At 72.2% G+C, this 18,834-nt stretch carries 20 protein-coding genes; 9 read left to right on the plus strand and 11 right to left on the minus strand.

The annotated features are described in order from the left end of the window. Nucleotides 1–28: 28 nt before the first annotated feature. A complete protein-coding gene (locus tag VGO10_RS01735; protein WP_327464506.1) occupies nt 29–1,264 on the plus strand; it encodes a M20 family metallo-hydrolase in 1,236 nt (411 codons plus the stop codon). Nucleotides 1,265–1,269: 5 nt separating this feature from the next. On the opposite strand, the gene VGO10_RS01740 is transcribed toward VGO10_RS01735, so the two are convergent. From VGO10_RS01740 to VGO10_RS01765, 6 genes are all read right to left on the minus strand, one after another. Next, entirely contained in the window at nt 1,270–1,530 is a 261-nt protein-coding gene (locus tag VGO10_RS01740) for a DUF2630 family protein (RefSeq protein ID WP_327464508.1), read from the minus strand. Between the two features lie 96 nt (nt 1,531–1,626). Next, complete coding sequence (locus VGO10_RS01745; RefSeq protein ID WP_327464510.1) at nt 1,627–2,373, minus strand: cupin domain-containing protein; 747 nt, start codon at nt 2,371–2,373, stop codon at nt 1,627–1,629. Continuing rightward, nucleotides 2,370–4,640, minus strand: coding sequence for a molybdopterin cofactor-binding domain-containing protein (locus VGO10_RS01750; protein WP_327464513.1), 2,271 nt, complete (start codon nt 4,638–4,640; stop codon nt 2,370–2,372). The genes VGO10_RS01745 and VGO10_RS01750 overlap by 4 nt, the downstream gene beginning before the upstream one ends. Then, nucleotides 4,637–6,004, minus strand: a complete 1,368-nt coding sequence (locus VGO10_RS01755; RefSeq protein WP_327464515.1) for an 8-oxoguanine deaminase — start codon at nt 6,002–6,004, stop codon at nt 4,637–4,639. The genes VGO10_RS01750 and VGO10_RS01755 overlap by 4 nt, the downstream gene beginning before the upstream one ends. Further along, nucleotides 6,001–6,471, minus strand: coding sequence for a (2Fe-2S)-binding protein (locus VGO10_RS01760; RefSeq protein ID WP_327464517.1), 471 nt, complete (start codon nt 6,469–6,471; stop codon nt 6,001–6,003). The genes VGO10_RS01755 and VGO10_RS01760 overlap by 4 nt, the downstream gene beginning before the upstream one ends. Then, nucleotides 6,468–7,367 (minus strand): FAD binding domain-containing protein, encoded by a 900-nt coding sequence (locus tag VGO10_RS01765; RefSeq protein ID WP_327464519.1) that lies wholly within the window; start codon nt 7,365–7,367, stop codon nt 6,468–6,470. The genes VGO10_RS01760 and VGO10_RS01765 overlap by 4 nt, the downstream gene beginning before the upstream one ends. Before the next feature lie 52 nt (nt 7,368–7,419). Between VGO10_RS01765 and uraD the strand changes: the two genes are divergently transcribed. Genes uraD through allB form a run of 6 tightly spaced genes read left to right on the plus strand, consistent with a single transcriptional unit; the run spans nt 7,420 to nt 12,307 of the window. Then, nucleotides 7,420–7,929 (plus strand): 2-oxo-4-hydroxy-4-carboxy-5-ureidoimidazoline decarboxylase, encoded by a 510-nt coding sequence (gene uraD / locus VGO10_RS01770; protein WP_327464521.1) that lies wholly within the window; start codon nt 7,420–7,422, stop codon nt 7,927–7,929. Then, the gene (locus tag VGO10_RS01775) at nt 7,926–8,756 is read left to right on the plus strand and encodes a hypothetical protein (protein ID WP_327464523.1); all 831 of its coding nucleotides are present in this window, start codon (nt 7,926–7,928) and stop codon (nt 8,754–8,756) included. The genes uraD and VGO10_RS01775 overlap by 4 nt, the downstream gene beginning before the upstream one ends. A gap of 14 nt (nt 8,757–8,770) precedes the next feature. After that, entirely contained in the window at nt 8,771–9,334 is a 564-nt protein-coding gene (locus tag VGO10_RS01780) for a dihydrofolate reductase family protein (RefSeq protein ID WP_327464525.1), read from the plus strand. Between the two features lie 29 nt (nt 9,335–9,363). Beyond that, complete coding sequence (gene uraH / locus VGO10_RS01785; RefSeq protein ID WP_349258909.1) at nt 9,364–9,705, plus strand: hydroxyisourate hydrolase; 342 nt, start codon at nt 9,364–9,366, stop codon at nt 9,703–9,705. After that, nucleotides 9,675–10,943, plus strand: a complete 1,269-nt coding sequence (locus VGO10_RS01790) for an allantoate amidohydrolase (protein ID WP_327464529.1) — start codon at nt 9,675–9,677, stop codon at nt 10,941–10,943. Before uraH ends, VGO10_RS01790 begins: the two co-directional genes overlap by 31 nt. Beyond that, nucleotides 10,940–12,307, plus strand: coding sequence for an allantoinase AllB (allB, locus tag VGO10_RS01795; RefSeq protein WP_327464531.1), 1,368 nt, complete (start codon nt 10,940–10,942; stop codon nt 12,305–12,307). Before VGO10_RS01790 ends, allB begins: the two co-directional genes overlap by 4 nt. A 209-nt stretch (nt 12,308–12,516) precedes the next feature. Here allB and VGO10_RS01800 read toward each other — a convergent pair whose 3' ends face one another. The 3 genes from VGO10_RS01800 to VGO10_RS01810 form a co-directional block, all read right to left on the minus strand. Continuing rightward, complete coding sequence (locus VGO10_RS01800; protein WP_327464533.1) at nt 12,517–13,116, minus strand: nucleotidyltransferase family protein; 600 nt, start codon at nt 13,114–13,116, stop codon at nt 12,517–12,519. A 103-nt stretch (nt 13,117–13,219) separates the two neighbouring features. Beyond that, nucleotides 13,220–13,948: a class I SAM-dependent methyltransferase gene (locus VGO10_RS01805; protein ID WP_327464535.1), complete on the minus strand. Its 729-nt coding sequence runs from the start codon at nt 13,946–13,948 to the stop codon at nt 13,220–13,222. Further along, complete coding sequence (locus VGO10_RS01810; protein WP_327464537.1) at nt 13,941–14,615, minus strand: enoyl-CoA hydratase-related protein; 675 nt, start codon at nt 14,613–14,615, stop codon at nt 13,941–13,943. The genes VGO10_RS01805 and VGO10_RS01810 overlap by 8 nt, the downstream gene beginning before the upstream one ends. Nucleotides 14,616–14,705: 90 nt before the next feature. Here VGO10_RS01810 and VGO10_RS01815 point away from each other — a divergent pair, with 90 nt between their 5' ends. Continuing rightward, a complete protein-coding gene (locus tag VGO10_RS01815; protein WP_327464539.1) occupies nt 14,706–15,194 on the plus strand; it encodes a MarR family winged helix-turn-helix transcriptional regulator in 489 nt (162 codons plus the stop codon). Next, on the plus strand, nt 15,191–16,732 hold the full coding sequence (locus tag VGO10_RS01820) for a DHA2 family efflux MFS transporter permease subunit (protein WP_327464541.1): 1,542 nt from the start codon (nt 15,191–15,193) through the stop codon (nt 16,730–16,732). The genes VGO10_RS01815 and VGO10_RS01820 overlap by 4 nt, the downstream gene beginning before the upstream one ends. Before the next feature lie 2 nt (nt 16,733–16,734). Here the strand turns inward: VGO10_RS01820 and VGO10_RS01825 are convergent, their stop codons facing one another. Together VGO10_RS01825 and VGO10_RS01830 are read right to left on the minus strand one after the other, a co-directional pair. Next, nucleotides 16,735–17,721 (minus strand): NADPH:quinone oxidoreductase family protein, encoded by a 987-nt coding sequence (locus VGO10_RS01825; protein ID WP_327464543.1) that lies wholly within the window; start codon nt 17,719–17,721, stop codon nt 16,735–16,737. A 26-nt stretch (nt 17,722–17,747) separates the two neighbouring features. Further along, the gene (locus tag VGO10_RS01830) at nt 17,748–18,749 is read right to left on the minus strand and encodes an asparaginase (RefSeq protein WP_327464545.1); all 1,002 of its coding nucleotides are present in this window, start codon (nt 18,747–18,749) and stop codon (nt 17,748–17,750) included. Nucleotides 18,750–18,834 lie beyond the last annotated feature (85 nt).

An 18,834-nucleotide genomic window follows, 5' to 3' on the forward strand; every position in this document is an offset into this window, starting at 1 on the left:
CGGCCTAAGCATCGGTAGCTTGCGCGAGGTGACCGACGCGCCCGGCCGCCTGCACGCCCGGATCGCCGAGCTGGCGACCTACAACGACGATCCCGCCGCCGGCGGGATCACGCGCGAGATCTACACGCGGACCTACGCCGCCGCGCTCGAGCGCGTCATGGCGTGGATGCGTGAAGCGGGGCTCGAGCCGCGGCTCGACGCCGTCGGCAACCTCTTCGGGACGTGGGCAGGAGCGGAAGGCGACGCGCCGCGCGTGCTCACCGGTTCCCACGTCGACACCACGCTGAACGCCGGCGCCTACGATGGTGTCTTGGGCGTGCTCGGCGCCATCGAGGCGGTCGAGTCGCTGCGCACCTCCGGGTTCGCGCCGCGCCGCACCATCGAGGTCATCGCCTGGGCCGGCGAGGAGCCGCGCTTCGGGACCGGCTGCGTCGGCTCACGCGCCGCGGCCGGCGAGCTGACCCGCGCCGACCTCGACCGGCTGGTCGATCGCGATGGCGTGTCGATGGCCTCGGCGCTGCGGCTGGCGGGCTTCGATCCCGACCGGCTCGCCGACGCGACCATCGACCCGGTCAGCGTGCATGCGCTGATCGAGCTCCACATCGAGCAGGCGATCGTGCTCGAAACCCACGGCGAGCCGATCGGCATCGTCGAGGCGATCGCCGCGCCTCACGACTTCCGGCTGACCTACGAAGGCGCCGCGACGCACGCGGGTGCGACCCCGATGGCCCTGCGCCACGACGCGTTGGTCGGCGCGGCCGAGGCGATCGTCGCCATCGAGCGGCTCGCGACCGGCTCGCCGAGCGGCTCGACCGTCGGCACCGTTGGCGTCGTGCGCGCATGGCCGGGCGCGATCAACGTCGTGCCGGGCACGGTGACGCTCGACGTCGACGTGCGCGACAGCGACGCGCACGCGCGTGAAGCGATTGTCGACGAGATCGTCGCGACGGCGCACGCGATCGCCGCCGCACGTCGCCTCACGGTCACCGTCGACGAGATCGTCGTCGACACACCCGTGGCATGCGACCCCACGATCATCGACGCCTCGGTCGCCGCCTGCGAGGCGCTCGACCTCAGCTTCCGCCGCATGATCTCCGGCGCCTACCACGACGCCATGATCATGGGCCGCCGCATCCCCGTCGGGATGATCTTCGTCCCGTCGCGCGACGGCGTCAGCCACCATCCTGACGAGTACACCTCGCCGGATGATCTCGACCGCGGCGTCGCGGTGCTGGCGGAAGCGCTGGAACGGCTGGCGCGCTGAGGGACCTAGCCCAGGTAGTCCTCGACGGTCCCCTCAGAGCGGAGCTGCGCGGTGTCGGGATCCTCCCCGGCGCGACGTTTGGCCTCGCGCTGGCGCAGAAGGTCCCAGAGCTGGTCGAGCTCGACCTTGATCGCGGCCAGCCGCTCGGCGTCGCGCGCGATGAGGTCGTCGTGGCCGGTCTCGGCGGCCGCGCCCTCTTCGGCGCGCAGCTTGCGCTCCTCGTCCTCGAGGGCCTCGATGCGGGTGCGGATCTGATCGTCGTCCATGGATCCGAGCCTACCCTCGTGCGCGACCGAGGCCGCGAGTTTCGCCCCCTGGGCGAACACTCGCCAAAGGAACCTCGCCCTCTGGGCGAGTGTTCCTCAGAAGCCGTCCCGCCAGGTGTCCTTGTACAACAGGTACTCGGCCGGACCGTCGGCGCTCGCCGTGAAGCCCTGCGGACAGTACGGCGCCATGTAGATGAAGTCCTCGGCGCGGACCTCGTGCTCATCGGCGCCGAGCACGTACGTCCCAGCGCCTTCGGTCATCCAGAGGCCATGCTCCTCGTCGTGGACCTCGATCTTGTCGAGGCCGACGCCGGCGTCGAAGCGCAACAAGGACATGACGAAGTCGAAGGACGGGTCGTCGACGGGCAGCAGCTCCCGCCGGGTGAAGCCGGGCACGGCCGTCTCGGCAAACGACTCGTCATCGCGGTGGCCCGACAGCGCCGCCGGCGCGTCGTGGGCCGCGTGACTCTCGTAAATGCGCTTGACGATCAGCAGACGCGCCTGGCCACCGTCGCCGGCCTGCAACTCATAGGCCATGTCCGACGGCAAATAGGCGAAGCCACCCGCGTTCAGCACCCGCCGCTCGCTCGCCGCGGTGCTCAGCGTGACCGTGCCGTCCAAGACGTAGAAGAACCGCTCGTAGCCCGCACCAACGCGGCGCGCCGTCCCACCACCGGCATCCAACACCACCAAGTACTCCCCGATCCGCGACGGCGCCAGCCGCGGTGTCACGAGCTTGACGACCGGCTGGTCACCGAACTCCGGCAGCCGGCTCGGGTAGTGGTTGGCCGGTGTCACCACCGTGTAGCCGCGGCCCAGCGCACCGCGTGAGCGCTCGGTCATCGCGCCTCCTCCTCATGGACGACAAGATCCTCCGGCCGCACCGGCGCCCGCGTCAGCGCATGGCCCGTGGCCGCCCGCAGGGCAGCGAGGATCGCCGGCGTCGACGAGATCGACGGCAGCTCCCCCACCCCGCGCAGTCCGTACGGCGTGGCCGGATCGCCGAGCTCCAGCACGATCGACGGCACGGGTGCGGCGTCGACAATCGTCGGGATTCGGTAGCTGCCGAACGAGCGCGTCTGCACGAGTCCATCCTCGCCGAGCAGCAACTCCTCGCTCAGGGCAAGGCCAAGTCCTTGGATCGACCCGCCCTCCAGCTGCCCTTCCAAGGCCATGGGGTTGACCACCTTGCCGACGTCCTGCGCACAGGTCAGCTCGACGACGCGCGCGAGCCCCAGCTCGACGTCGACGTCGACAACCGCGCGATGGGCGACGAAGGCAAAGCCGGCATGCGAGTCGCCCTGGCCGGTCTCGGGATCGAGCGCCTCGGTCAGCCCGTGGCGATAGGTGCGGGTGCACGCGATCGGCTCGCCACCAACCACCGCGACCAGCTCCAGGACGCGATCGCCGCCAGACCAGATCGCGCCGTTGCGCAGCGTCAGCGCCGTCTCGCGGTCGCCGAGCACCGCCGCCGCGCGCTCCAGCACCGCGGTCTGCACCGCGGCACAGGCGAGCTTGACCGCTCCGCCGATCATCCACGTCAGGCGCGAGGCCGAGGCCGAGCCGGCGGAGGCGATCGCCGTGTCGGCGGGCAGGACCGTGACCTCCTCGACACCCAACTCGGTGCGCGCGATCTGCTCCTGAACCCCGAGCACGCCCTGGCCGACCTCGGCGGCCGCGGTGGAGACCTCGGCCAGCACGCGGCCCTCGCGCACGAGCAACCGGACGCGCGCGGTGGCGGGATCATCGACGCCCTCCGAGAAGGCGATGTTCTTGAAGCCGGCCGCATAGCCGACACCGCGGCGCACGCCCTCGCCGAGCGTCGCGCCGAAGCTGCTTCCCGGGAGGTCGCGCACGTCAGCCACCGGGCCCGGGAGCGCCCGCGCCTCCAGCGCATCGAGCAACGCCACGGTCGCGACGGGCCCGCGCACCGCCTGCCCCGTCGGCAAGGTCCCGCCCTGCGGCAGCGCGTTCAGCCGCCGTACCGCCAGTGGGTCACGCCCGACCGCCGCCGCCAGCCGGTCCATCTGGGCCTCGTAGGCCACGGCAACCTGCACGGCACCGAAGCCGCGCATCGCCCCGCTCGGGGTGTTGTTGGTGTAGGCGACGATGCCGAGGAGATCGGCGTTGTCGACCGCGTAGGGGCCGACGGCCAAGGTGGTGGCGTTGGCGATGACGGCCGGAGAGGTGGAGGCATAGGCGCCCCCGTCCAGCCAGATCCGAGCGTGCACAGCGATCAGCCGCCCATCGTGATCGGCGTGGTGCTCGTACTCCATCCAGGCGGGATGGCGATGGACATGGCCACCCGCGAACGACTCCTCGCGCCGGTAAGCCATCTTCACCGGCGCGCCGCAGTGCAGCGCGAGCATGCAGGCGTGCAGCTGCATCGAGAGGTCCTCGCGGGCGCCGAACGCACCACCGACGCCGGCCAGGACCACGTGCACGCGCTCGCTCGGCAGACCCAGGCCCGCCGCGATCTGGTCGCGGTCGACATGCAGCCATTGGGTCGCGACGTGGAGCTTGACGCCGCCCTCGCCGTCGGGGATGGCCAACCCGGACTCCGGCCCGAGGAACGCCTGGTCCTGGATGCCGACCTCGTAGCGGCCGCGGATGACCACGTCGCCGCTGGCCTGCGGATCGCCGCGCAGAATCGGGACGCTGCGCAGGCAGTTGCCGCCAGGATGCAGCGCGGGCGCGTCGTCGGCCAGCGCCCGCGGCACGCTGACCAGCGGCTCCAGCCGCTCGTATGCGACAGCGACCAGCGCGGCGGCGCGACGCGCGGTCACTGGATCCTCGGCAGCGACGATCGCGACCGGCTCGCCGTGGTGGCGGACGCGATCGATCGCCAGCACTGGCTGGTCAGGGATGATCGTGCCGACGAGCTTGTCGCCGGGGACGTCCTCGTGGGTCAGAACCGCCCGGACGCCGGGCAGCGCGCACGCCGCGCGCGTGTCGATCGCCCGGACGAGCGCCGATGCGTGCGGGCTGCGGACGGTCACGCCATGGAGCATCCCCGGGACGTGGAGGTCCGAGGAGTACAAGAACTCGCCCGCCACCTTGGCGGGGCCGTCGCTGCGAGGCAGCCGCGCGCCGAAGCGGCCCGTGCTCATCGTGGCGCCACCGCCCGCAGCCGCGCACTCTCACGCCGCAGGTCGGCCGCCAGCGTCAGCGGGTCAGCCGTGCGCAGCTCGCCGTCCTGCACGACGACCTCGCCGCCCACCAGCAGCGTGTCCACGGGACGCGTCGGACCGAAGACGAGCGCCGCGACGGGATCATCGATGCCGGCGAAGCCGACCTCATCGAGATCCCAGAGCGCGACGTCGGCCAGCGCGCCGACGCTCAAGTGCCCCAACTCGTCCTCCCGGCCCAGACAGCACGCGCCGTGGCGGGTGGCCATCGTCAGCGCCTGGCGCGCGGTCAGCGCCGTCGGTCCCGCTTTGGCGCGCGCCAGCACCATCGCGGCGCGCAGCTCGTCGACCAGCTCCCCGCACTCGTTGGAGGCGGCGCCGTCCACCCCCAGGCCAACGGGCACGCCCGCGGCCAGCAGTCCCGGCACCGGCGCGATGCCGGCACCCAGCCGACCGTTGGAGGTCGGGCAGTGCGCGACGCCGGTGCCGGTCGCGCCCATCCGCGCGGTCTCATCGTCGTTGAGATGCACGCAGTGCGCAAGCCAGACGTCATCGCCGAGCCAGCCCAAGTTGTCCAAGTACTGCAGCGGCCGCACGCCGAAGCGCTCCAGGCAGAAGCGCTCCTCGTCGTCGGTCTCGGCCAGATGCGTGTGGAGCCGCACGCGGCGGGCGCGCGCGAGCTCGGCGGTCTCGCGCATCAGCTCCTCGGTGACGCTGAAGGGCGAGGTGGGCGCGAGCGCGATCCGCACGCGCGCCCCCGGCTTCGGATCGTGATGGCGGTCAATCGCCTCGGCACAAGCGGTGAGGATCGCATCGCGGTCCTCGACGACGTCGTCGGGCGGCAGGCCACCGGCGCTCACGCCAAGGTCCATCGCCCCGCGACACGGATGGAAGCGCAGCCCGATCGCGCGCGCCGCGTCGATCTCGACGGCAAGTAGATCGCCCGCCTGGCGCGGGAAGATGTAGTGGTGATCGGTCGTGGTCGTGCAGCCCGAGCGGGCCAGCGACGCGAGCCCTGCCCGCGCAGCGGCGGCGACGACCGCGCCGTCGATGTGCTGCCAGACCGGGTAGAGCGCGACCAACCACTCGAACAACGTGGCCTCCTGCGCGTAGCCGCGCGTGGCCCACTGATAGAGGTGGTGGTGGCAGTTGATGAGGCCCGGCGTGGCGAGCTTGCCGGTCGCGTCGATGCGGCGCGTCGCGCGCTCGCGTTCGTCCGCCGGCGCCGGCCCCGGACCGACCGCGACAAGTCGGTCGCCGTCGATGACGAGGTGGCCGTCGGCGATCTCGGTCGCCGCATCGTCGACGGTCGCGATCGCACAGCCTTCGACCACGGTCACCGTCATCGCGAGCCCTCCCCCTGCGCGGCCAACCGGACCGCCTCGATGATCTTCTGGTAGCCCGTGCAGCGGCAGAGGTTGCCGTTGAGCCCCTCGCGGATGTCGGCCTCGCTCGGGTCCGGGTCGCGTGCCAGCAGGTCGCGCGCGGCGACCATCAGGCCCGGCGTGCAAAAGCCGCACTGCACCGCGCCGGCGTGCAGGAACGCCTCCTGCAACGGATGGAGCGCACCGTCGTCAGACGACGCGAGCGACGCCGCGGTCTCCACGCGCGCCCCGTCGGCCTGTGCCGCGAGGACGAGGCAGGCGCACGCGATCTCACCATCGATCGCCACCGTGCAGGAGCCGCACTCGCCCTGCTCGCAGGCGTTCTTAGCGCTCGTGAGCTGCAACACATCGCGCAGAACCCGCAACAGGCTCTGGCCGCCGTGACCGTCGTCGATCTCATGCGACGTGCCGTCGACGGTGAGCCTCACGGTGCGACCACCACCTCCGCCGCCGCGCGACGCAGCGCGCGGCCGGCCAGCACGCCCGCGATGTGCCGGCGGTAGGCCGCCGAGCCGCGCGCATCCGGGATCGGGTCGACCGCCGCGGCGACCAGCGCGCCGAAGCGCTCAGCGGTCGCCGGGTCGTCGAGCGCGTCCCACGAGGCCGCGACCAGCGCCTCGGCCACGTCCGGCCGGATCGCGGTCGACCCGGCGCCGACGACGCAGGCGCTGACCGTCCGGCGCGCAGGGTGCAGCGCGATCGCCACCGCACAGACCGCGCGCGCCATCGCGTTGCGCGCACCCGCCTTGGCGTAGGCGACGGGACCGTCGGCGACCGGCACCAGCAGCGCGGTGACGAGCTCGTCGGCGCGCAGGTCGCACACGCCGGGCCCGGTGATGAAGCGGTCGGCGGCGACCGTGCGCCGGCCGCGAGGGCCGTGGATCTCGACGTGAGCCTCGGCGGCGCCGAGGGCGGCAAGTGCATCGCCAGAGGGATCGCCGAGGACCAGCGCGCCGGCCAGCGTCGCGCGGTTGCGGACCTGGCGCGAGGCGACGGTCCGGGCCGCGGCGGCAAGCCCGGGCAGGTCGGCAGCGTGATGCTCGAGCACGTCGGTGTAGGTCACGCCCGCGCCGAGACGGACGGTGTCGCCGTCACGCACGGCATCGCGCAGGCCGGCAACGCGGGAGAGGTCGATCAAGGTGGCCGCCTCGACGCCGCCGTTGAGGTCGACGAGCACGCCGGTCCCACCGGCCACGACGGTCGCGTCGGGGTGCGCGGCACGGGCCGCGAGGGCGTCGTCGATGGTGCGTGGTTGCAGGACGGTCAGGAAGCGATCCTCGCCTGACCAAGGCGTCGATGGACGATGAGGCGGAATGTACTGCACGCGGTCTGCGCCATTGCGGCGTGCGTCGGCGACCGGCTACGGTGCTCTCTGGATGACGGACCGAGACGCCTTCGTGGCGCGCTTCGGCGGGGTCTTCGAGGCGTCGCCGTGGATCGCGGAAGCCGCCTGGGAGGGCGGGCCCTACGCCTCGGTCGCCGCGCTGCACGCGGCCATGGTCGCCGTTGTCGACGGTGCTCCGTGCAGCGCGCGTCTGGCGCTCATCCGCGCCCATCCCGAGCTGGCCGGCAAGGCCGCGATCGCCGGCACGCTGACCGCGGAGTCCACGCGCGAACAGGCCGCAGCGGGGCTGGATCGGCTCACGCCCCAGCAGCACGCTCGGCTCCTCGAGCTGACCGCCGCCTATCGCGAGCGCTTCGGCTTCCCGTTCGTCGTCTGCGCGCGCGAGCACACCGCCGATTCGATCATCGCCACCGCCGCCGAGCGGCTGGCACACGACCCTGACACCGAGGAGCGCACGGCGCTGGCCGAGATCGCGAAGATCGCGGCGCTGCGCGTGGTCGACCTCGCCACCGACGACGTTCCGGGAGGGACCTCCGCTTGACCGATGCCCGCATCTCCTACGGCAAGCTCTCCGTGCCGGTCCACCTCGTCCGCGGCGAGCGGCTGCTGGCCGCCGACGTGAGCATGGAGGTCCTCGGCCAGAGCTTCTTACCCGCCTACACCGAGGGCGACAACTCGGCGGTGGTCGCAACCGACACCATGAAGAACGTCATCCTGCGGCGCGCGCACGAGTACGACGGCGCCACGCTGGACGGCTTGTTATACGACTTGGGACGCGGCTTCCTGGCGACCTACCCGGAGATGGAGGGGCTGCGGCTGTGGGCGGTGCAGCAGCCGTGGATCGCGGAGACCGGCCGGCTGTTTCGCCGCGTCGACGGCGACCACGACGTGGTCGAGCTCGAGCTGTCGCAGACCGGCGGCGAGATCGCACTGGTCGACCATCGGGCGGGCCATCTGGGGTTGCGGCTGCTCAAGACGACCGGATCGGCGTTTACGAAGTTCGCGCGCGACGACGACACCACCTTGCCCGAGCGCGGCGACCGGCCGCTGTTCATCCACCTTGATGTCCGCTGGCGCTACGGCAACATCGCGGACGCGATCGGCGAGGACCGCGTCCCGTCCGAGGAGATCCTGGCGCTCGTGCTGTCCACCTTCGACGCGTTCGTCTCCGAGTCGATCCAGCACCTCGTGCACGAGATGGGCACACGGCTCCTCGCTGCTTTCCCGGCGCTGTCGCAGGTCTCCTTCCGCGGTGAGAACCACACCTACGACCCCGTCCCGGGCGCGGAAGACGCCGAGCCGCTGAGCAAGACCTACACCTCGGCCTTCCCCGCTTACGGCCTCATCACGTTGGCCCTGGATCGTTGAGGCACAATCCCTCCATGGCCAAGCTCATCTACGCGGCAATCGCGTCGCTCGACGGCTACACCGAGGACGCCGACGGCGCGTTCGACTGGTCGGCGCCCGACGCGGAGCTGCACGCGTTCGTCAACGACCTCGAGCGACCGATCGGCACCTGTCTCTACGGACGCCGAATGTACGAGACGATGGTCTACTGGGAGACCGCGCCGACGAGCGGGGACGCCGCGGACGCCGTCGTCCACGACTACGCGCGGATCTGGCAGGCGGCTGAGAAGGTGGTGTACTCGACGACGCTCGCGACACCTACCAGCGCCCGAACGCGGATCGAGCGCGCCTTCGACCCCGACGCGATCCGGCAGCTCAAGGAGACCTCGGAGCGCGACATCACCATCGGCGGTCCCGCCCTCGCCGCCGAGGCGCTCCGAGCGGGACTGGTCGACGAGCTACACCTGTTTCACGCACCGATCATCATCGGCGGCGGCAAGCCCGCGCTCCCCGACGGCCTCCGTCTCCCGCTCGAGCTTCTCGACGAGCGCCGCTTCGCCGGCGGCACCGTGCATCTGCACTACCGCATCAGACCGTGAGCGGCGCGGCGGGTGGTTCAATGGCCGCCATGACCGGTGCGCTGACGACCCATGTCCTCGACGTCGCGCACGGGCGCCCCGCGCGCGGCGTGGCGATCGAGCTGTGGCGCGAGGAGGTCCGGATCGCGGCGGCGGTGACCAACGAGGACGGGCGCACCGACGCCCCGCTGGTGGCGCCCGGGGCGCTGGAGGTCGGCGTGTACGAGCTGCGCTTCGCCGTGGGGGCGTACTTCGCGGGCAGCGGTCCGGCCGCCGATCCACCCTTCCTGGACGTCGTGCCGGTGCGCTTCGGGATCGCCGACGCCGGCGCGCACCACCACGTGCCGCTGCTCGTCACGCCGTGGTCGTACTCGACCTATCGCGGCTCCTAGTGGAGGCCGGCGAGCAGATCGTCGAGCGCTGCCGCGAGCTGGCGGGCGTCAGCGAGGAGCAGGGCAGGTTGACGCGGCGCTTCGCGACGCCGGCGATGGCACGCGCCAACGCGATCGTCGGGTCCTGGATGCGCGAGGCCGGCATGACGGTGCGCATGGACGCGGCCGGCAACCTCGTCGGGCGACGGCCGGGGACCTCGGCGCTGGCCGGGACGTTGTTGGTGGGGTCGCATTTGGACACGGTGCGCGACGCGGGTGCCTTCGACGGGCCGCTCGGGGTGATCGCCGCGATCGCGCTCGTGGAGCGGCTGCGCGAAGAGGGCGTCGCGCTGCCGTTCGCCATCGACGTGCTCGGTTTCGCCGATGAAGAGGGGCTGCGCTTCGGCACGGCGTACCTCGGCAGCCGCGCGGTGGCCGGGACGTTCGAGCCGGCGCTCCTCGACATGGTCGACGACGACGGCGTGAGCGTGCGGACCGCATTGCGCTCGTTCGGCGGCGATCCCGGCGCGCTGCCGGGCGCGAGCGGCAGCGCCTCGCGACGCGGCGACGAGCTGCTCGGCTACGTCGAGCTTCACATGGAGCAGGGACCGGTCCTGGAAGAGCGCGGAGCACCCGTGGGTGTGGTGACGGGGATCGCCGGCGCGACGCGTGCGGAGGTCCGCTTCACCGGGCTGGCCGGCCATGCCGGGACGGTGCCGATGGCGTTGCGGCGCGATGCCGCGCCGGCGGTCGCCGAACTGGTGCTGGCCTGTGAGGCAGCGGCGCGAGAGACCGACGGGCTGCTGGCGACCGTCGGGCGGCTGAGCGTCCTGCCGGGGGCGCCGAACGTCGTGCCGGGCGGGGCGATCGCCTTCCTCGATGTCCGCCATGCCGACGATCGCGTCCGCCATGGTGCGGTAGAGGAGCTGCGGGCGCGGGCGGCGGCGATCGCGGGGGCACGCGGGCTGGACATGAGCTGGGACGTGCGCCTCGACAACCCGGCGATCGCGGTTGATGACGCCCTTACCGAGCGCCTGGCGGAGGCCGCGCGCGGGCTCGCGTTGCCGGACGTGCGGCTGGCTAGCGGCGCCGGCCACGATGGCGTCGCGCTGTCGGCGCTCTGCCCGATCGCGATGCTGTTCGTGCGCTGCACGGGCGGGCTGAGCCACAACCCCGCCGAGGCGGTCGCACCGGCGGACGTGAGCGTCGCGCTCGACGTATTGTACGCCTTCGTGCGGGGGCTGGCGAGCGCGCGATGAGCTTCGACTTGATCATCCGTGGTGGGCAGGTCGTCGCGGGCGACGGCGCGCCGGCCACGCTCGATGTTGGTGTGGTCGATGGGCGGATCGCCGCATTGGAGCCCGAGCTGGCGGGCGGCGGCGCCGAGATCATCGACGCCGCCGGGCTGCTCGTCTTGCCGGGCGCTGTCGACGCGCACGTGCACCTCAACGACCCGGGGCGCACCGACTGGGAGGGCTTTGCCACCGGGACCGCGGCGCTGGCGGCCGGCGGGACGACGACCGCAATCGACATGCCGCTCAACGCGATCCCGCCGACGGTGGACGGCGCGGCGTTCGCCGCGAAGGTCACCGCGGCGCGTGGGGTCACGCGGATCGACGTGGCGCTGTGGGGCGGCTTGGTGCCCGGTCCGCTCGACCGCCTCGACGAGCTGGCCGCGGCCGGCGTCGTCGGCTTCAAGGCCTTCATGTCGGCCAGCGGCGTCGCCGAGTTCGTCGCGGCCGATGACCTCACGCTGCTGGAAGGCATGGCGCGAGCGGCGCGGCTCGGGCTGCCGGTGGCGGTCCACGCCGAGAGCGACGTGCTGACCGGGCGGCTCGCGGCACGAGCGCTGGCCGCTGGCCGGATGGGCGTCCGCGACTACCGCGCGTCGCGGCCGGTCATCGCCGAGGTCGAGGCGATCGAGCGCGCGATGCTCTTTGCCGCCGAGACCGGCTGCGCGCTGCACGTCGTCCACGTCAGCAGCGGCCGCGGGGTGACGGCGATTGCCGAGGCACGGGCGCGCGGTGTCGACGTGAGCTGCGAGACCTGCCCGCACTATCTGGTGCTCGATGCCGAGGATGCCGAGCGGCTGGGCGCCGCCGCCAAGTGCGCGCCGCCGCTGCGGCCGGCGGCGGTGGTCGAGGAGCTGTGGGCGCGCCTGCTCGGCGGCGACATCGACCTCGTGGCGACCGACCACTCGCCGTCGCCGGCCGCGCTGAAGGACACCGGCGCTGACCACTTCGCGGCCTGGGGCGGCATCCCGGGCGCCCAGACGCTCGTGGCGTTGTTGTATGACTCGGGTGTGGTGGCGCGAGGGCTGGACGTCGCGCGCCTGGCAGCGCTCACGGCGGGCGCGCCGGCGGCGCGCTTCGGCCTGGCGCCGGCCAAGGGCTCGTTGACCGTCGGTGTCGACGCGGACCTGCTGCTGCTCGACCCCGCACGGGAGTGGCTGGTCACGCGCGACGATCTTCTCGATCGCCACCGCCTCAGCCCATTCGTCGGTCGCACGCTGCGCGGCCGCGTCGTCCGCACGGTGCTGCGCGGTACGACCATCGCCCGCGACGGCCGGCTCGTCGGCGAGCCGATCGGCCGCGTCCTGCGGCGGGACGGCACGCCGGCCTAGTGGAGCCCAGCGCGACCGCTGCCGCAGCGCGCGGCGTGATCTGTTGGCAGCGAAGAGAACGAGCGGGATCGATGCCTCGGGGCGTTGGCTCGTCGTCCGCTAGCGGCCAGGGTGGGTGATGCGGATGCGCCCGGAGGACGGATCGCACTTGGACGTTGGATGTCAACGTTCAGTTGCGATCCGTCCTCGACGCGAGTCCTCTGGATCACTCAGTCCAGTGCTTCGAGATGGGCCAGCGCCTCGGGCGTGTCGGCGTCGTCGGGACGGCCGAGGCCGTTGCAGGCGACGAGGCGGACGCGGGTCGTGGGATCGTCGAGGAGCGTGCGGGCGCCGGTCTCGCCGCGCAGGCGCGAGATGGCGGCGAACGTCGAGGACTCCAGCAGCGTCGGGTGGCCCGGCACGTCGGCGTAGGTGGCGCGGATCGCGTCGAGCTGGGTCGGCGCGCGCGCTGCGATGACGCGGGCGGTGGCGCGCGCGTCGAGCAGCGGCTGGTCGCCGAGGGCGATGACCACGGCCTCGGCGCCGCCGTCCGCGGCCGCCGCAATTCCCGCGCGCAGCGACGCGCTCAGGCCCTCGGCCCACTCCGCGCAGCGCACGATCTCCGCATCACCAAAGGCCGCGCCCGCCGCCACCTCGTCGGCTCGCGCACCAAGAACGACAACAACGCGGTCCACTCCACCCTCGCGCAGCGCCGCCAGCGGCCACGTCAGCAACGGCCGCCCGCGAAACGGATGCAGCACCTTGGGCAAGTCGCCGCCGAACCGCGACCCAACGCCCGCCGCCAGGAGCACCCCAACGACCCCGCTCATGAACGCCCACCGCCGCGATCGTCCCATGACAGTGCTGGTCGAGTTGACCGGCATTGTCCCTGACAACTCGACCCGCGACGAGCGAGGGTTCCGACGACGAGCCTCACGCGCCGCCACCTCGCAAGGGACGCAGGACGTGCAGCGCAACGCCATCGTCCTGCCGCTGCGACACCACGCTGAACGTCCCTCGCGCCGCGGCGAGGAAGTCGCGCGTGCCCGCGCGCTGAGGATCGGCGAGGCGCAGCACGCCGCTCTCGCCCAGCAGCCGCGGCCAGAGCCGCAGCGCGGTCTCGACGTTTGCCCGCGTGTAGAGGACATCAGCGGCCAGGACCACGTCGAACGGCCCCAGCTCGACGAGCGCCTCGCCGTGCGCCGCCCAATCCACGACCGCCACGTCGGCGACGACCTCGTTGAGCGCCAGCGCATGTGCAGCAAAGGCCACAGCATCGGCCGCGCCGTCGGTCGCCAGCACCGCCGCCCCCGACCGCGCCGCCACGACGCTCGGCGCCCCCAAGCCGCAGCCGAGCTCCAGCACCCGCGGGGGTGGGTGGGACCGTCTCACCGGCTCGTCGACCAGTGACGCCGCCAGCGCCAGCCCGCTCGGCCACGGTCGCGCCCAGTACGGGATCGGCCGCCCCGCGCCGCCCTCCTCGTGGCGCAACTGCTCCCACACGCGCGGGAGCACCAGCACCAACTCCTGCGAAGAGACAGCGAACCGCTGCACCACCACGTCCAGCAGCGCCGGCGGCAGCTCGCCGACCGGCACCTCCCGCAGCGCGTTCAGCCGCTCGGCCAGCGACGCGCGCAGCGCGCTCAGTCCATCGTCAGCCAAACGCGATCGGCGTGAGGTCGCCCAGCAGGGCCAGCGTCTCGCCGTACATCCCCGCCTTGATCGCACCGAGCGTCGGCCCGTGCTTGGCCGCCAGCGCGCCCGCGCGCTCGACGGCCTCGGCCAGGACGCGATCCTCGGAGACCGCGGCGTCCACGATCCCGGCAGCCGCCGCGTCGGCGCCGCCATAGCGACGGCCGGTCGTCATCGCCTCATGCGCTGTCGCCTTCGACAGCCGCGCCTGGATCAGCGCGGCCATCGGCGACGTGAACGGAATGTGGATGTCGACCTCGGGCAGGCAGAAGTAGCCGCGGTCGGCGCGCATGACCCGGAAGTCATGAGCAACCGCAAGCATCGCGCCCGCGGCAAAGCAATGTCCTTGGATTGCTGCCACCGTCGGCACCGGGAGCCCGAGCATCTGACCGAAGAGCGCGTGGACGCGCGGCACGAACGCCGGCACCTCGCCCGGGTTCGCGCCCATCCACTCGAGGTCGAGGCCGTTGGACCAGATCTTGCCCGTGGCGGTGGTGACCAGCGCACGCGGCTCGGGCGCGGCCGCGACCTCGTCGAGCAACGCGGAGACCGCGCCGACCCAGTCGGGGTTGAAGCGGTTCTCGTCGTCGCCGAGGTTCAAAACGTAGACATCGCCGTCGCGATCCAAGGTGGGCATGCGCGGCAGCCTATGGGAACGGAACTAGCTGACGTCTGCGCAAAGACAGACGTCCACGCGATCTTTGCGTGTGCGTTACTATTTGCGCCGATGCACACGACCGGCGTCTCCGCAGAGCAGCTGGCCGACGAGATCGCACGGTTCATGAGCACGGCGATGCGCACGGCACAGACCGAGGTCTTCCAGATCGTGGAAGAGCTCGAGCTGTCGATGACCCAGCTCAAGATCCTGCACATCCTCGACGGCACCGGACGCGAGCTCACGCCGTCCGAGCTCGCGCAGTTCGTCGGCCTCTCCCCCGCGGCCGCCGGCCGCGCGGTCGACGTCATCGTCCGCGCAGGGCTCGTCTCCCGGCGCGACGACGACAGCGACCGACGCGTCAAGCGCCTGTCGCTGACCGCGGTCGGGTCCGACGCCATCGCCCGCATCACCGCCGCGCGCCTGAAGGGCCTGACGCGCATCGTCGAGCGCCTCGAGCCCGACCAGCGCGCGGCCCTCAGCACCGCGCTGACCCCGCTCCTCCTCCAAGACCCCGCCAGCCCCGACTGCGCGTCCCCACGCGCCGAGGAACCCGCATGACCTCCACCTCCCCGGAACCCGCAGCCACCCCGCGCGAGAAGGTCTTCGACCGCGCGCTCATCAGCATCTCGGCCGTCGTCGTGCTCGGCACGTTCATGTCGATCCTCGACACGACGATCGTCAACGTCGCGATCAACACCTTGTCCAAGGACTTCAACACGTCCTTGGCCACGATCCAGTGGGTCTCGACGGGCTACATGCTCGCGCTGGCCACGGTGATCCCGCTCACCGGCTGGGCGGCGGACCGCTTCGGCACCAAGCGCTTGTACATGATCTCGATTGGCCTCTTCCTCGCCGGCTCGGCGCTGTCGGGCATGGCATGGTCGGCCGAGTCGCTGATCGGCTTCCGCATCCTGCAGGGACTGGGCGGCGGCATGATCATGCCCGCGGGCATGACGATCCTGTCCCAGGCGGCCGGCCCGCAGCGCATGGGCCGCGTGATGGGCATCGTCGGCGTGCCGATGCTGATGGGCCCGATCATCGGCCCCATCCTCGGCGGCTGGCTGGTCGACGACGTCTCGTGGCGCTGGATCTTCTACGTCAACCTGCCGATCGGCGCCGTTGCGCTGGCCGCCGCCGCGAGGCTCCTGCCGCGCGACGAGCCCGCCGCCCACCAGCGCTTGGACTGGGTCGGACTGATTCTGCTCTCGCCCGGCCTCTCGGCGTTCGTCTACGGCCTAGCGGAGACCTCGTCCTCGGGCGGCCTCGGCGCCACGAAGGCGTGGCTGCCGATGATCGTCGGCGCCACGCTGATCGGCACGTTCATCTTCCACGCCGCGCGCCACGCCTGGCCGCTGATCGATGTGAAGCTGTTCAAGGTCCGGACCATGAGCGCCGCCTCGGCGACGACGTTCTCGTTCGCCGCCGCGATGTTCGGCGCGATGTTCATGATCCCGCTCTACTACCAGGTGGTCCGCGGCCAGTCGGCGCTCGACGCCGGCCTGCTGCTCGCGCCGCAGGGCGTCGGCGCGGCGATCATGATGCCGATCGCCGGCAAGCTGACCGACGAGACCGGACCGGGCAAGATCGTCCTCGGTGGCCTGGCGCTGCTCTTCACCGCCATGGTCGGCTTCACGCAGGTCGGCGCCGTCACCTCCTTCTGGTTCTTGGGCAGCTGCCAGTTCTTGATGGGGTTGGGCATGGGCGCGGCGATGATGCCCGCGATGAGCGCCGCCTACCAGACGCTGCAGCGCCAGCAGCTCGCACGCGCCACGACCGCGTTGAACATCATCCAGCGCGTCGGCGGCTCGATCGGCACCGCGCTGCTGTCGGTCGTGCTGACCCACCAGCTCACCAGCGCCTTCCCTGCCGCCGATGGCGCGGGGCTCGCTGCCGCCCAGTCGGTGCCGGTGGCCGAGCGGGCACAGATCACCCCGGCGCTCGCCGACGCCTTCGGCCACACGTTCTGGTGGGCGGCGGGCATCATCGCGCTCGCCGCGATCCCCGCCCTGATGCTCCCGCGCCGCAAGGCGCCGGCGCCCGAGACCGCAGGCGATGCTCAGGCGCCTGTCGAAGCGCCCGTCCTCGTCGAGGTGTAGTCCTACCGCACGTCGAGCACGACTTTGCCCGTCGCTCCGCGGCCGTCGATGAGCTTCAGCGCATCGGCGGCCCGGTCCAGCGGGAAGCGCTGACCGACGATCGGCTTCACGAACCCGGCGGCGATCAACTCGTCGAGCGCCGCGCCGATCCCGCGGGTCACGTCGGGCTTGGACATGATGTAGGCGCCCCAGCCCGCACCGATGACCTCGGTGTTGTTCAACAACAACCGGTTGACCTTCACCTCGGGGATCGCGCCGCCGGTGAAGCCGACAACGACGACGCGGCCACCCTCGCGCAGCGACCGCAGCGAGTCGGCGAAGCGATCGCCGCCGACCGGGTCGAGGACGAGGTCGACGCCGCCGCCCGACAGCTCCTGGACCTCCTCCTTCCAGCGGCCGGTGCAGCGCACGACCTCGTCGGCGCCCGCGTCGCGCGCGACGCCTTCCTTGTCGTCGCTGGAGACGACCGCGATCGTCTTGGCACCCAGGCCCTTGGCGACCTGCAGCGCCGCCGTGCCGACGCCGCCGGCTGCGCCGTGCACGAGCACGGACTCGCCTTCGGCGAGGCGACCACGGAGCTTCAACGCGAAGTAAGCGGTGTGGTAGTTGAGGACCAACGCCGCGCCCTGGGCGAAGTCGAGCGCGTCGGGCAGCTTGAAGGTCATGAACTCGGGGGCGACGACGACCTCGGCGAAGCCACCGAGCATGCAGAACGCGGCGACGCGATCGCCGGCTTGCACGGCGGCGCCCTCGGGTGCGCTGCGCACGGTGCCGCCGACCTCGCTGCCGGGGATGAACGGCAGCGGCGGCTTGACCTGGTACTCGCCGCGCGTCTGCAGCACCTCGGGGAACGAGACGCCGGCGACCTCGACATCGACGAGGACGCCGCTGCCCGGCGTCATGAAGTGCGACGGCTCGGGCTCGGGAACGTCGACCAGCTTCAGAGCGGTGTCGGGGCCGGTCAGCTCGGTGATCTGCAGGGCGCGCATGGTGCGCACCCTAACTTGGCGCTGGACTACCCATCATCCTGCGAGAAGGCCCAGCGCGTCTCTTCGACGTCGAGCCCCGCCGACAGGCACGCCAGCAGCTTCATCCGGATCGCCTGCGGCGACAGGAAGCCGGCCGGGATGATCTTCGTGCCGCGCAGGTCGCGCTCGGACCCCGCGTAGCCGTAGGTCGCGTTGAGCACGACGCCGCGCTCGGGCCGGCAGTAGGCGACGATCGGGATCTCGCGCGCGGCCTCGGCCCAGATCTCCAGCAGCGCAGGCGTCAGGTGGCCGGCGCCGAGCGTGCCGAGGACGATGCCGTCGGGCGCCGTGTCCAGCGCGGCGCGCGCGAGCGTGCCGTCGTCGCCCGAAGAGGACGGCACGATGTGCACGCGCTTCTCCAGCGACGGCGGGTCGAGCGGCGGGTTGCGCGGGATCCGCGACCAGATCGTCGGATGGCCCTCGGTGACGCGCCCCAGCGGACCGGTCTGCGGCGAGGAGAAGGCGACCAGCGAGGTCGTGTCGGTCTTGCGCGCGCAGCGCGCGTGGTGGATCTCGCCGCCGAAGACGACCAGGACGCCCATCCCGGCGGCCGGAGCGCTGGCCGCGACGCTGACGGCGTCGACGAGGTTGGCGGGCCCGTCGGCGCCGGCGGCGCTGGCCGGGCGGATCGCCCCGGTGAAGACGATCGGTGCGTCAGCGTCGTGGAGGACGTCGCAGAGCATCGCGGTCTCCTCCAGGACGTCGGTGCCGTGGGTGACCACGACGCCGATGCCGCGGCGGGCGGCGTCGCGCGCCGCGCGGCAGATGCGCAGCTGATCCTCGAGCGTCAGGTGCGCAGAAGGCTTGTTGAGAACCGTGATCGCCTCAAGGTCCGGGAAGACCTGCAGGCCCGGGACGCTGGCGACGAGCGCCTCGGCATCCAGCTCCGGCGTGGCACCGCCCTCGCCCATCATCGCGATGGTGCCCCCGGCGGTCAGGATCCGGACGCGCCGGACGGGCGCGGTGCTGCGGTCGGTCGCGGTCAGCATCAACGATCCAGGTTATCGCCGTGGGCATCAGGCATGACGCGGGTCTGAGCTACGCACTTGCGCATAGCTTGCGATTGCGTTTAGC

The sequence above is a fragment of the Baekduia sp. genome (genome assembly GCF_035996765.1).
Taxonomy (GTDB): domain Bacteria; phylum Actinomycetota; class Thermoleophilia; order Solirubrobacterales; family Solirubrobacteraceae; genus Baekduia.